This is a genomic window from Thermodesulfovibrio sp. 1176, from assembly GCF_029946585.1.
Lineage (GTDB): Bacteria > Nitrospirota > Thermodesulfovibrionia > Thermodesulfovibrionales > Thermodesulfovibrionaceae > Thermodesulfovibrio.
In genome coordinates this window covers 520,894-534,883 of sequence record NZ_JARZRZ010000001.1, presented here as the reverse complement: position 1 = coordinate 534,883, position 13,990 = coordinate 520,894, and the positions used below count along the sequence as shown (strand labels likewise).

Here is a 13,990-nt window from a genome sequence, read left to right as displayed (position 1 = left end):
ATTATTCCTCCTCTGCTAAACCGTATTTAATATCTAATTTGTTCTGATAAATTGAGTTATAAAGATTAAGAAGAACAAAGACTGTTATGGCTCCCTGAGATCCCATGTAATATCCCATAGGAAAGCCGAAAATAACAATACTGTTTAAGCTTGATGCAATAAGTGCAGCACCGTATGAAACAATAGCCCAAATAAAAAGAATAATTAACATGTTTTTCTTCGTCTCTCTCCAATACCGTTCAAGAGTTTCTTTTTCTACCATAATACACCTCCTAAAATTGATAGTTTAATTGTTGCTTATAAGACATGTATCTAGATACATGTGGTTGACCAATTTTAAGTAAAAAATCTAAATCCCATATATTTAAAGACTCAATCAAGGCTATTTCTTTTTGAAAAATCTGGGCTGTGACAAAGGCATCTGAAAGAGAATCATGTAATTTTTCAGGTTTTATTCCTAAGGATTCTGCAATCTCAGAAAGCATGGAAATTTCAGAGTATTTCTTTGAAATAACACTCTTTTCAATAAGCCATTTAAAAATAAGATAGGTATCAACACCCTGTGGATTAAAATCTAAACCAATATACTTTCTTATAGCTCTTTTTAAAAATGAAAAATCTATCTTTAAAAAGTGTCCAACAAAAATTGAATTTTTGCAGAATAATAAAAACTCCCTTAAAATAGGTTCTAAATCAGGACATAATTCAAGTTCCGAAGGCATAAGTTGATGAATTACTACTCCATCTTTATTTAAAACAGAAGATGGATTAAGATGCCTGTAAAATATTTCACCTAAAAATATTTTCTTTCCTTTCATTTTTATTGCTCCTATTGAAATAATAGAATCTTTCCTTTCATCTAAGCCCGTAAGTTCTGTATCTATAACAACAAAATCGGTATTCTGGATGACTTTTCTGTCTCTTATTTTCTTTTTAAAAAAGTTAAACATCTAACATATTCTTTGCAAATTATATACCATATAAAAAAGAAGGTAAAATCTTGATATATGAAAATTTTTTGTTACAATAGGTAACTAAAAGAGAAAAAAAGTAACAAAATTAAATTTTAATTCAGAAGGTTAAATAGGAGGGAATTTATAAAAGAGCAAAGAAAAATAAAAAAAGGGAGGGAATACCCTCCCTCTGTCATACTATTCGATTATTAGTTTTCTTTCCTTTGATTTTGCTTCTTCTGTCTTAGGAATTCTTACTTCAAGAACTCCATTTTCAAATTTTGCCTTTGCTTTATCAGTTTGAACTTCAACAGGAAGCCTGAAAGTTCTTGTAAATGAACCATAGCTTCTTTCATATCTGTAGTAGTTCTTTTCTTCTACCTTTTCTTCTTTTTTCTTTTCACCAGAAATTGTAATATAATCATCGGTAATCTTTACTTCGATATCATTTTTACTTAATCCTGGCAAATCTGCTTTGAAAACCAAATCATCCCCTTCCTCATAGATATCAACTGCAGGAGCAATAACTTCTGCTTCGCCCCTTATCCTTGGAATAAGAGAACTAAAAACTGAGAAAGGTCTCTTCCATACTTCTTCAATAAATCTTTCAATTTCCTCAAAGGGAGATAAAATTTTAGGTTCAATTCTTGCAACATCCTTTGCTTCTTTTCTTGTCATAGTTTCACCTCCTTAAGGTGATATTTATATTATATGACTAAATTTATCATAATTATATAATATTTGTCAAGGGGTTTCATAAAAACATTTATACAATTTATATCAAATTATTTGAATACTTCCTGAACTTTTTTCTTTAACTTCACCGATAATTTGGGCATGCTCAATTCCTTCTTCTTTAAGTCTTATAATAAGTTTTTCAGCTTTTTCTGGTGGCAATGATATTAACAGTCCACCTGATGTTTGAGGGTCTGATAAAATATCAAGAGTTATTGGATCAGTGTTCCCTATGTCAACTAATTTTTTACAATAGTTTATATTTCTTTTACTACCTGCTGGTACTATTCCCATAGATGCCATTTCATATGTTTTTGGTAAAACTGGTATTTTATCTCTAAAAATTCTTATTGTTACCTTGCTTGCCCTTGCCATTTCAAGACAATGTCCTAAAAGTCCAAATCCTGTTATGTCTGTACATCCATTAACACCTATTTCCATCATAACCTGAGATGCTATTTTATTAAGTGTTGCCATTGTCTTTATAAGAATTTCTGTTGTCTCTGGATCAAGAAGTTTCCCTTTTAATGCAGTGGCAAGTATACCTGTTCCAATTGGTTTAGTAAGAACTAAAAGGTCTCCCGCTTTAGCTCCTTTATTTGTAACAAATTTTTTAGGATTAACCAATCCTGTTACTGCGATACCATATTTTATTTCTGGGTCTTCAACGCTATGACCACCAATCATTAGAGTTTCTGCTTCTTTTAATTTATCTAGTCCACCTCTGAGAATTTCTCTTAATATAGATTTGTCCATTTCATTAATTGGAAAACACACAATATTCAATGCTAAAAGAGGTTTGCCTCCGACAGCATAAATATCGCTTAGAGAATTTGCTACAGCTATCTGTCCAAAATCATAGGGATTATCTACAATAGGAGTGAAAAAATCAATACTTTGTGCTAATGCAACTTCATCATTTAGGCGATAAATTCCTGCATCAGACCAATCCTCAGAGCCAAGTAGTAAATTAGGATCAAAGGGTAAAGGTAAATCCTTCAGTACTTCTTCAAGGTCCCCTGGACCTATTTTTGCAGCTCAACCTGCTGATTTAACTTTCTCTGTAAGCATCTCAAATCTCCCTCTTTTTCTTAATTTTATCATAAAAAGGACTTTTTACTTGAGAAAAGTTTATAATTCTGATATCCTTAAAATAAGGAGGTAAATCTAAGATAGCAAAGATTTACGGATATACAACAGGATTAAAAAAAAGCATAGTTTATTTATTAGAAAAACTTTACAGAAAAAGACAACCTCTTGATGCTGTTATTACTGTTGACTTAGCAAAATATTTATGTGCTATTTCTCACGAAATAAATAGACAAATAGGCGTAATAATTGATAGATCTGGCATCATAACACATATAATTGTTGGAACCGCTCAATCTATTTTAATCCCGGAGCTTGATAATTTCCCATTAGGTAGAAAGTCTTTAAGAGGGCTTAGATACATTCATACCCATCTTCACAGTGAAATGCCTGACAGAGAAGATATAACTGATCTAAGGCTTCTAAGGTTTGACCTTCTTGCTGTGATCACAGAAAAACAGGGGTTACCAGAAGATATTCATATTGCTCATCTTCTTCCCTACGGAAAAGAACAAAATTTTGAAATATTATCATCAAAATTTTATAGTTTAAAATTCAATTTTAAAGAATTTATAAATAATCTTGAAATGGAAATGGAAAGAACTCGGGCAATAGATACTCATGATCAAAGAGAAAGAGCGATTCTCATAAGTGTATCCACTTTACCAAAGTATGTTATCGAAGAACATATTAAAGAATTAGAAGACCTTGCCCAGTCAACAGACTTAGTGGTTATAGATAAGATTATTCAACGAGTTAAAGAAATAAATCCTAAATATCTCTTAGGAGAAGGTAAACTTAAAGAATTAATAATAAAAGCAATGGATATAGGAGCTACACTTTTGGTTTTTGATCAAAATTTAACTCCTTCTCAAATCAGAGCTATTAGTGAAATGACAGAGCTAAAAGTTATTGACAGAAGTCAATTGATTTTAGATATTTTTGCAAAAAGAGCTCATTCACGAGATGGAAAAGTTCAAGTTGAACTTGCTCAACTTCGTTATATGCTTCCAAGACTTACAGGGAAAGGAACAGCAATGTCACGTCTTGCTGGCGGAATAGGAGGAAGAGGACCTGGGGAAACAAAGCTTGAAGTTGACAGAAGAAGAATCAAAGAAAGAATTCATCATCTTGAAAATGAACTTAAAAAACTTAATTTAGCAAGACAACAAAGGAAAAAAAGAAGAAAAGAACTTTCTATTCCCATTGTCTCCATAATTGGATACACAAATGCAGGTAAATCTACTCTTCTTAATTCTCTTACAAAAAGTTCTGTTTTCGTTGAAGATAAAATGTTTGCAACTCTTGACACATCTTCAAGAAGGCTTAAATTCCCAGAAGAAAAAGAAATTATAATTACTGACACTGTAGGTTTTATTAGAGATTTACCTGAAGATTTAATAGCGGCTTTTAAATCTACTCTTGAAGAATTAGAAGATGCTTCTCTTTTAATTCATCTCGTTGATATATCAAATCCCTACTTTGAAAATCATATTGACTCAGTTAACAGTATACTTAAAGAACTAAATCTTGATACAAAACCTATGATTATTGTTTTTAACAAGATAGATAAAGTATCTTCTGAAGAAGTTAAACAGATTTGCGAAAGATATGATGGAATTGGAATTTCAGCAATAAATAAAGAAACACTCATACCTTTAATAGATGAAATAAAAAACAAACTTTGGGAAGAAAAAATTACTTGTAACGCTCTACTTTAAATTTATAAATTTCTACATCAGAATCAAAGGGATCAATACCAGCTTTAAGCTTAGCAATTCTTAACTGTTCATCTACAGTGTTTACATCCTCTATATCTGGAAGCAACAAACCTTTTTGCCAACCCTTTATTACAATAACTCCATATTTCTTGGGGTCAAGTTCATCAAGACTTTTTACTGGTTCAGGCGGACTTAATATATCAACTGAATACTCCAGATCATCAAGCTCTCTTTGTTCAATCGGTGGAAAACGAGGGTCTTCTGTTGCTGCGGCAATTGCATTTCTTATTATTTCTTTGTATATATTTTCAGTAGCAGGAATAAAAGTTCCAATGCATCCTCTTAACTTCCCTTTTTTTTTTATAGATACAAAAACACCAGCTTTTTTTTTCATATCCTCTGGTATAGGTTCAGTTATAGTAATAATTTTCCCTGATTTTACATATTCTTCAACGGTTTTTTTTGCTAATTCAGTATAGGGATGCATAATTAAATTTATGCTTTATTAATAACCTTTCGCCATTGCCTCAAGCCTTTCAATCCTTTCCTCAATTGGAGGATGAGTGCTTAAAAGTTTCATTAAATTACGACCAGAAAGTGGATTAACAATAAATAAATGAGCAGTACCTGGATTTGCTTCCATAGGAATTGCCTGCGAAGCATAATGAAGTTTTCTCAATGCATTAGCAAGATAAAGAGGATTACCTGCAATTTTTGCTCCACCTTCATCAGCTGCATACTCACGAGCCCTGCTAATTGCAAGTTGAATAATCATAGCTATAATTGGAGCGATAATCATCATTAATAAAGCTACAATTGGATGACCACCTTCTTCATCATCATTTCTTCCAAAAATATTTGCCCACATTGCCATCTGAGCAAGATAAGAAATTGCACCTGCTATTGTAGCAGCAACGGTGCTGATAAGAATATCTCTATGTTTTATATGAGCAAGTTCATGACCAATTACTCCTTCAAGCTCTTCCCTTGAAAGTATTCTCATAATGCCAGTTGTAACTGCAACTACTCCATGTTTGGGAGATCTGCCTGTTGCAAAGGCATTTGGCTGTTCAGATTCAATGATGTAAACTTTAGGCATCGGCAATCCTGCTCTCTGTGTAAGTCTTCTAACCATACTATAAAGCTCAGGAGCTTCAGCTTCAGTAACCTCTTTTGCTCTATACATAGAAAGCACTATTTTATGGCTGAAAAAATATGCAAAAAAGTTCATACCAAGAGCTAAGATTAAAGCAATCGTAGCTCCCTGTTTACCACCTATTAAAGAGCCGACAAAAATGAAAAATACTGTAAGGAAAACCATTAAAACAAGCGTTTTCAATGTATTCATACAAACACCTCCTTATTAATTTTAATTTTCAATGTCTTTATTTATATTTTAACATAAAAAAAAGGTTAGTCAAAAGATTCAACTCTTTTTATTTGATGATTCCATCCAAATATATGTTATCCTGTTATCGGAATTTTCTATTGACTTATTCATACAAACAGACTTTTTTATATCTCTTGAATATTTGAGAAAAAAGTTGAAATCTACATATTTCTGTGTTATAGTATTAATAATCTTCAGGGAAAAAATCTTAAATAAGATTTGTTGTGGGAAATTTTTATCCTGACAAATTCCCTGGAAGGTAATTGAAAACTACTTTAATTAAAACCATTTATGAATCTTAGAGGTCTATAATTTATGGACTTAAAGAATTTTAAATTGACATCACCTTCTGATTTCACTATTGGTATACTTGGTGGTGGACAACTTGGGAAAATGATAGCAATGGAGTGTCGAAAGTTAGGAATAAATGTAGTATGCCTTGACCCCAAAGAAAATGCTCCTGCATCCTTAGTTTGTAAACAAATCACAGGAAAACTAAACGATAAAGAAAAAATAATAGAACTAAACAATCAAGTTGATATCATCACTTACGAAATAGAACATATAGATACAGAAATACTTAAAGAGGTATTACCAGAAGATAAAGTTTATCCATCTATTCAAATTCTTGAAATCATTCAAGATAAATACCAACAGAGATGCTTTTTTAAGAAAAACAACATACCTGTCCCGGAATTTTTCGAACTAAATAGTCCAGATGATATAAAAAAGTACATTCCTTGTGTTCAAAAAACAAAGAAAGGTGGTTATGATGGAAGGGGTGTGATAGTTGTAAAATCAGAAAAAGATTTAGATAAAGTACTGACAGAAGATTCTTACATAGAATCTTTCGTTGATATCGAAAAGGAACTTGCTACAATAGTTGTTAGAAACATTAAGGGCAACATAAAAGTTTATCCTATCGTAGAGATGATCTTTAATCCAGAAGGTAATCTTCTTGATTACTTACTTGTACCAGCAGACATTGATGAAAAATTACACAAACTTGCACAGGAAATATCAATATCTGCAGTAGAATCTTTAGATGGTGTTGGTGTTTTTGGTGTTGAACTGTTTTTAACTAAAAAAGGAGAAATACTGTTAAACGAAGTTGCTCCAAGAGTTCATAACTCTGGACATCATACTATAGAGGCTTGTGAAACAAGCCAGTTTGAACAACTTGTTAGAGTTTTAACTAATTTGCCATTAGGCTCTACTTATCAATACATTCCGGCAGCTCTTATTAATCTCCTTGGTGAAAAGGGCTACAAAGGAAAACCTTTCTACGAAAATCTTGATAAAGTCTTAACAATAGATGGAGTTTATGTTCATATCTATGGCAAAAAAGAAACATTTCCGTTCAGAAAGATGGGACATATAACCATATTAGATAGAGATAGAAATCTGCTTGTTGAAAAAACAAAAGTAATTAAAAGTCTTATAAAAGTAAAAGGAGAGGTAAAAATATGATTGCTATAATAATGGGAAGTGATTCAGATTTAACAGTGATGAGTAAAGCTTCGGAGATTTTAGATAAATTCAATGTACCATACGAAATCACAATTGTATCAGCCCACCGAACACCAGATAGGATGTATAATTTTGCAAGGGAAGCAGAAACCAGAGGTATAAAAGTTATAATAGCAGGGGCAGGTGGTGCAGCACATCTTCCAGGGATGGTCGCCTCCCTAACCCATTTGCCTGTTATAGGCGTACCTATTAAAACCTCTTCTTTAAATGGACTTGATTCTCTTTTGTCAATTGTTCAGATGCCAGCAGGAATTCCTGTTGCAACCGTTGCCATAAACAACGCAGAAAATGCAGCCCTTCTTGCATTATCTATCTTATCTGTATCTGATGAAAACATTGCTAAGAAGTTAAAAGAATACAGAGAGAATCTCAAAAAAACAGTAGAAGAAAAGGCAAAGAAGCTTGAATCTATCGGCTATAAATCATATATCGATGAAGGCGGGATAAAAAATTAATGGAATAATTATTGAGATGTTATAGCCAAGTTGTCCAAATCTGCGAAAAAAGGAAAATCCATCAAAAATTTTACTCAAAAAGAAGTATCTCTTTTTTGAAACTACTGCATCTGTCTTTCCTTTTCTGAAACAAGAAGTTTTGTTTTCAGCACTGTATCTGGGATTAAACTAATAGAGTCAATACCACATTCTACTAAAAACTCGGCAAACTCTGGAAAGTCGCTTGGTGCCTGCCCACAAATACCTATTTTCCTTCCCTTATTTTTTGCTATCTCAATTACCTGTTTAACTAACTTTTTAACTGCTGGATTTCTTTCATCGTAAATATGAGCAACAAGGGAACTGTCTCTGTCAAGACCTAATGTTAGCTGAGTAAGGTCATTAGAACCAATTGAAAATCCATCAAATATTTCAGCAAATTCTTCAGCTAAAACAACATTGCTTGGGATTTCACACATAACATATATTTCTAATTCCTTCTCACCCTGAACTAATCCATACTTTTTCATTACTTCTATAACTTTCTTACCCTCTTCTACAGTTCTACAAAAAGGTATCATTACTTTTACATTTTTTAAGCCTATTTCTTCTCTTACCTTCTTTATTGCAAAACACTCAAGAGCAAAGGCTGGTTCAAATTTAGGATCATAGTATCTACTTGCACCACGCCAACCTATCATAGGATTTGATTCAACAGGTTCATACAATACTCCTCCAATAAGATTGGCATATTCATTTGTTTTAAAGTCTGAAAATCTTACAATTACATCATTTGGATAAAATGCAGAAGCTATCATAGCAATGCCTTGAGCAAGTTTATCAACATAAAAATCTGATTTTACTTCATACATTGGGGTTCTTTTATCAATTTCTTTTATTATTTTTGCTAACTTAGGGTCTTCCTTAGACTTTTCTTTCAGTTCTGCATAATTAATAAGAGCAAGAGGATGAATCCCAATATGGGAACTTATTATGAATTCTATTCTGGCAAGTCCTACCCCATCATTAGGAATCTGTCCCTGTGCAAAGGCCTGTTCAGGAATTCCAACATTCATCATTATCTTTGTTTTTGTTTTTGGTAAAGAGGATAAATCTATTTTTTTTACTTCGTAGGGGATAATACCTTCATAAACAAATCCTTCCTCGCCCTTTGAACAATCTACTGTTATATCTGTTTCAGATTTAATTAATTCTGTAGCATTTCCTGTTCCAACAACACAGGGAATTCCCAATTCACGGGATACAATGGCTGCATGGCAAGTTCTTCCACCTCTATTTGTAATGATTCCTGAAGCAATTTTCATTATTGGTTCCCAGTCAGGATCTGTCATATCCGTAACAAGAACCTGTCCTGCTTTAAATAAATTGATTTGAGAAGCATCTCTAATAACATTTGCTTTACCATGCCCTATTTTATTTCCTACTGCTAAACCTTTACATAAGACTTTTCCAGATTCTTTGAGTTGATATACTTCATAGTAATTTTTTTGCTTCGTAGAATGAACTGTCTCAGGTCTTGCCTGAACAATAAATAATTCACCAGTTCCAACATCAACACCATCTCCATCCTTTGCCCATTCTATATCCATTGGTTTTCCATAATGATCTTCAATTAAAATAGCCCATTTTGCAAGCTTAATAATTTCATCATCACTAAGAACAAATCTTTGTCTTTCACTCAATGTAGTTTTAACTCCTAATGTAGGATTTGAAGGTCCTTTCCCATAAATAAGTTTTTGCTGTTTTTCACCAAGCTTTTTAGAAATAATAGCTTTATATCCTTCCTTTAAAGTTGGCTTAAATACATAATACTCATCGGGATTTACAATACCTTGAACAACATATTCGCCTAATCCCCATGATCCTGTAATATACACAACGTCTCTGAAGCCTGTCTCTGTATCAAGAGTAAACATAACACCAGATGAAGCTTTATCAGAACGAACCATTTTTTGAACTGCTGATGATAAATAAACTGTGAAATGGTCAAATCCTTTGTCAATTCTATAGGATATAGCTCTATCTGTAAATAGTGAAGCAAAACACTTTTGGACTGATTCAACTACATTTTTAACACCTCTAATGTTTAAAAAAGTCTCCTGCTGACCAGCAAAGGAGGCATCAGGTAAATCTTCTGCTGTGGCAGAAGAACGGACAGCTACATCAACATTTTTGCCATATCTTTCTTCCATTTTAGAATAAGCCTTTGAAATTAAATCGGCTAAATCATCTGGCATTTTACCCTTAAGAATAAGATTTCTTATTTTTTTGCCTCTTTCTTTTAATTCATCTACATTGGATTTATCAAATTTTGATAATATTTTTTTAATTGGTTCTTCCAACTTGTTGAACTTTATAAAATACTTATAAGCCTCTGCAGTAACAGCAAAGCCATCAGGAATGTTTATACCCTTTGGTGTTAGTTTTTGCAACATTTCACCAAGAGAGGCATTTTTACCACCTACAAGAGGTATGTCCTTTATCCCAATTTCATTAAACCATAGAATCAAAGACATTGTTTTATCCTCCTTTTTATAACTATTTTTTATAATTATATCAAAATATTTAAAAATGGAAAATGTGCTGAAATTATAACTTATGTTTCCAATTATAAAAATGTGGGTGTAAAATGTTAAATGAAAAATTAGATTCTTAATTCAGCGGAAGTTTCAGAGATTATTCTTTGAATTAAATCATTATGTACTTTTTCAACTTCATCGGAAGTCAAAGTTCTATCAAAGGCTCTATAAATTATCCTAAAAGCTATACTTTGTTTGCCAGAAGGAATTCCCTTTCCTTTGTAAATATCAAAAATATAAACATCCTCTATTAATTCATTCCCATACAATGAGATTAAATCAAAGATTTTTTGAGTTTCAAAATTATCGGATACTAAAATAGCAACATCTCTTTTTACAGGAGGATAATTTGACAGAGATTTATATTTAGTATCTACCTTGATAAGGCTCAATAATTTATCTAAATTAAGTTCAGCTACGCAAATGTAAGGTTTTATTTTAAAATCAAATTTTGTTAGTATTTTAGGAGAAATAACACCTACAAAACCAATTTTTTCTTCATTTACATAAATATCAGCTGATTGCCCTGAATGTAAGAAAGGTTCATTGGACCTTTTATAATGGGGCTTATCTATTCTAAAATGTCTCAACATTCCATCGATTACACCTTTTATAGTATAAAAATCAAAGGGATCCTCATTGAATGGCAATTTTAAATCTTCCTTTTTAGATAAAATTCCTAAATACAATGGTTCATCGGGAAGTAAAGAGTTTTCCTTTGATATAAAAACCCTTCCTATTTCAAAAAGTTTAAAGGCTTCTATACCGCGGGAAGTATTTTTATCTGCATTCCTTAGTAACTGAGGAGTAATCATAGTCCGCATTATTGATTCTTCCTGTCTCAAAGGATTCATAAGAGTAATAAACTGCCTTCTTGTGTCTTGCTCAGGGATTTCAAATATATTTAAATCTTCCTCTGACATAAAGCTCATATTGACTGCCTCATTGAATCCAAGAGCAATCATATAATCTCTTATTTGATTGATAAATTTTCTTTTATTTGATAATTCATAATTTTCCAACACAGCTTTAAAATATACAGGGAGCTGAGCAGGAACTTTATCATAACCGTAAATCCTTGCAACCTCTTCAGCAATATCCTCTTGCCTTTCTAAATCCTGCCTGTGAGATGGAATTTTTGCAATGTATGAACCTTCTTTTTTCTCTACTTCTATTTCAAGAAGATCAAGAATCCTTAAAATTTCCTTATCAGTAAGCTGTAATCCTATAAAACTGTTTATTTTTTTTGTGTTAAAAGAAATTTCTTTAACTGGAATCTTTACAGGATAAACATCTATTATTTCATAAATTTCACCACCTGCAAGTTCCTGAATTAAAAAGGCTGATCTGTCAAGAGCATCTTTCAGTGCTTCTATATCTGTACCTCTTTCAAACCTGTAGGAGGCTTCTGTTGAAAGTCCAAGTTTTTTTGATGTTTTTCTTATGTTTTCAGGTTTAAAGTATGCACTCTCAATTAAAATATTTGTTGTTCTTTGAGTTACTTCAGTATTTGCACCACCCATAACTCCTGCAATTGCAATGGGTTTAACTGCATCCCATATTAAAAGATCATCGAAGCTTAGTTTTCTTTTTACTCCATCAAGAGTAACAATTTCCTCGGACTCCTTTCCAAAATCTGCTGGTGTAGCTACTCTAATCTGACTTCCTTCAAGAAGATCAAGATCAAAGGCATGCAGAGGATGTCCATATTCAAGAAGTACATAATTTGTTACATCAACTATATTATTTATAGAACGAATTCCGGCTAATTCAAGCCTTTTTTTAAGCCAATCAGGCGATGAAGTAACCTTAACTCCTTTTACTACTCTTCCTGCATATCTATAGCAAAATGCAGGATTTAAAATTGAAATTTCAAAATTTGGTTCTTTTAATTCTTTATGAATTTTAAAAAAAGGTTTTTTAAGTTTCAATCCAAATATTGCCCTAACTTCTCTTGCAATTCCAATTATACTTAAACAATCTGCTCTATTTGGTGTTATTTCAAGATCTAAAACTAAATCATCTTGAAATTTTTCAACAGCGCCTACTTCAAGACCTGCCATTGTAAGAGAATCAGTAAGTTTCTCTAATTCTAATTCACCTTCAATATATTCTTTTAACCAGCTAAAAGGAACTTTCATTAAAATTGCCTCAAAAATCTTATATCATTCTCAAAAAATAATCTTATGTCATCTATTCCATACTTAAGCATGGTAAGTCTTTCAACACCCATTCCAAAGGCAAATCCTGTGTACTTTCCTTCAGGATATCCTGCAAATTTGAAAACATTTGGATGAACCATTCCAGCACCAAGTACTTCAAGCCATCCTGTACCTTTGCAAACTCTACATCCAGAGCCACTACAGATAATACAGCCAATATCTATTTCTGTTGAAGGCTCAGTAAAAGGGAAAAAACTTGGTCTAAATCTTACAGGAATATTTTCTCCAAAAAGTCTTCTTAAAAAATACACGAGAATGCCCTTTAAATGAGAAAAAGATACATCTTCATCAACCATTAAACCTTCAACCTGATGAAACATTGGAGTATGTGTTATATCTGAGTCACAGCGATATACTTTACCAGGAGAAATAAATCTAAGAGGAGGCTTTTTCTTCTCCATCACTCTTACCTGAACAGGTGAGGTATGAGTTCTTAAGACAACATCTTCACTTACATAAAAGGTATCCTGCATGTCTCTGGCAGGATGATTTTTGGGAATATTAAGGGCTTCAAAATTATAATAATCAAGCTCTACTTCAGGTCCTTCTTCAACTGTAAATCCAATTTCTCTAAAAATATCTATAATTTCTAAAAGAGTTTTATTAACAGGATGCTGTCCACCAAAATAAAAATTTTTACCTGGCAGAGTTATATCAATAAATTCTTTTTTTAAGGATTCTGATATTTCTTTTTGCTTTAATTCTTCCTCTTTATTTTTTATAAGCTCTTCTATAAATTGTTTCAGCTCATTAAGAATTTTACCCTGCGATTTTCTTTCTTCAAGAGAAAGTTTTGCTAAATTTTTGATTTTTTCTGTAATGATGCCTTTTTTACCAATATATTTTGCTTTGAGATTAATCAGATCATTAAGAGAAGTAATCTCACTTATATCTTTAAGAAAGGATTCTTTTAAAGAGTCTTGCATTTATGCTGCTTTTATAAAGGGTTTTACCTTTTCAACTAATTCTCTGAAGGCATTTATGTCATTGAATGCAATATCAGCAAGAACTTTCCTATTAAGAGAAATGTTCGCCTTTTTAAGTCCATTAATAAATTGATTGTATGTAATTCCGAACATTCTTGTTGCAGCATTAATTCTTGTAATCCATAGAGCTCTAAAATCTCTCTTTTTGAGCCTTCTGTCTTTGTAAGAATGTTCTAAAGCCTTTTCTACTGCCTTGGCAGCTACTTTATAGGAACGATGTCTGGCACTATAATAACCTTTAGCCATCGAGAGAACTTTTTTATGGTATCTTCTTGTTTTAAATCCACCTTTTACTCTAGGCATTTATTCCTCCATCAATTTTTTACTATT

General features: G+C 32.1%; 13 protein-coding genes. 3 read left to right on the top strand and 10 right to left on the bottom strand.

All coding sequences use genetic code 11. From position 1 onward, the window contains the following. Position 1 precedes the first annotated feature (1 nt). From QI155_RS02930 to selD, 4 genes are all read right to left on the bottom strand, one after another. Positions 2 to 262, bottom strand: coding sequence for a DUF4212 domain-containing protein (locus tag QI155_RS02930; protein ID WP_068861376.1), 261 nt, complete (start codon positions 260 to 262; stop codon positions 2 to 4). Between the two features lie 10 nt (positions 263 to 272). Next, positions 273 to 950: a 3'-5' exonuclease gene (locus tag QI155_RS02925; protein WP_068861377.1), complete on the bottom strand. Its 678-nt coding sequence runs from the start codon at positions 948 to 950 to the stop codon at positions 273 to 275. 201 nt (positions 951 to 1,151) lie between these two features. Further along, on the bottom strand, positions 1,152 to 1,631 hold the full coding sequence (locus QI155_RS02920) for an Hsp20/alpha crystallin family protein (RefSeq protein ID WP_068861378.1): 480 nt from the start codon (positions 1,629 to 1,631) through the stop codon (positions 1,152 to 1,154). 102 nt (positions 1,632 to 1,733) lie between these two features. Next, positions 1,734 to 2,759 (bottom strand): selenide, water dikinase SelD, encoded by a 1,026-nt coding sequence (gene selD / locus QI155_RS02915; protein ID WP_281321054.1) that lies wholly within the window; start codon positions 2,757 to 2,759, stop codon positions 1,734 to 1,736. A 404-nt stretch (positions 2,760 to 3,163) separates the two neighbouring features. Between selD and hflX the strand changes: the two genes are divergently transcribed. Continuing rightward, entirely contained in the window at positions 3,164 to 4,498 is a 1,335-nt protein-coding gene (hflX, locus tag QI155_RS02910) for a GTPase HflX (RefSeq protein ID WP_254045467.1), read from the top strand. Here hflX and amrA read toward each other — a convergent pair. Together amrA and htpX are read right to left on the bottom strand one after the other, a co-directional pair. Beyond that, entirely contained in the window at positions 4,476 to 4,985 is a 510-nt protein-coding gene (gene amrA, locus QI155_RS02905) for an AmmeMemoRadiSam system protein A (protein ID WP_281321053.1), read from the bottom strand. The two genes, hflX and amrA, sit on opposite strands and share 23 nt — an antisense overlap. 18 nt (positions 4,986 to 5,003) lie before the next feature. Then, positions 5,004 to 5,846, bottom strand: coding sequence for a zinc metalloprotease HtpX (gene htpX, locus QI155_RS02900; protein WP_281321052.1), 843 nt, complete (start codon positions 5,844 to 5,846; stop codon positions 5,004 to 5,006). A gap of 357 nt (positions 5,847 to 6,203) precedes the next feature. Between htpX and QI155_RS02895 the strand changes: the two genes are divergently transcribed. Together QI155_RS02895 and purE are read left to right on the top strand one after the other, a co-directional pair. Beyond that, a complete protein-coding gene (locus QI155_RS02895) occupies positions 6,204 to 7,358 on the top strand; it encodes a 5-(carboxyamino)imidazole ribonucleotide synthase (protein ID WP_281321051.1) in 1,155 nt (384 codons plus the stop codon). Next, a complete protein-coding gene (gene purE, locus QI155_RS02890) occupies positions 7,355 to 7,873 on the top strand; it encodes a 5-(carboxyamino)imidazole ribonucleotide mutase (RefSeq protein ID WP_068860885.1) in 519 nt (172 codons plus the stop codon). Before QI155_RS02895 ends, purE begins: the two co-directional genes overlap by 4 nt. Positions 7,874 to 7,974: 101 nt before the next feature. Here purE and ppsA read toward each other — a convergent pair whose 3' ends face one another. From ppsA to rplT, 4 genes are all read right to left on the bottom strand, one after another. Next, positions 7,975 to 10,389: a phosphoenolpyruvate synthase gene (ppsA, locus tag QI155_RS02885; RefSeq protein WP_281321050.1), complete on the bottom strand. Its 2,415-nt coding sequence runs from the start codon at positions 10,387 to 10,389 to the stop codon at positions 7,975 to 7,977. 128 nt (positions 10,390 to 10,517) lie between these two features. Then, positions 10,518 to 12,593: a phenylalanine--tRNA ligase subunit beta gene (gene pheT, locus QI155_RS02880; RefSeq protein WP_281321049.1), complete on the bottom strand. Its 2,076-nt coding sequence runs from the start codon at positions 12,591 to 12,593 to the stop codon at positions 10,518 to 10,520. Further along, entirely contained in the window at positions 12,593 to 13,600 is a 1,008-nt protein-coding gene (gene pheS, locus QI155_RS02875) for a phenylalanine--tRNA ligase subunit alpha (RefSeq protein WP_281321048.1), read from the bottom strand. The genes pheT and pheS overlap by 1 nt, the downstream gene beginning before the upstream one ends. Continuing rightward, positions 13,601 to 13,963, bottom strand: a complete 363-nt coding sequence (gene rplT, locus QI155_RS02870; RefSeq protein WP_281321047.1) for a 50S ribosomal protein L20 — start codon at positions 13,961 to 13,963, stop codon at positions 13,601 to 13,603. Between the last annotated feature and the right edge of the window lie 27 nt (positions 13,964 to 13,990).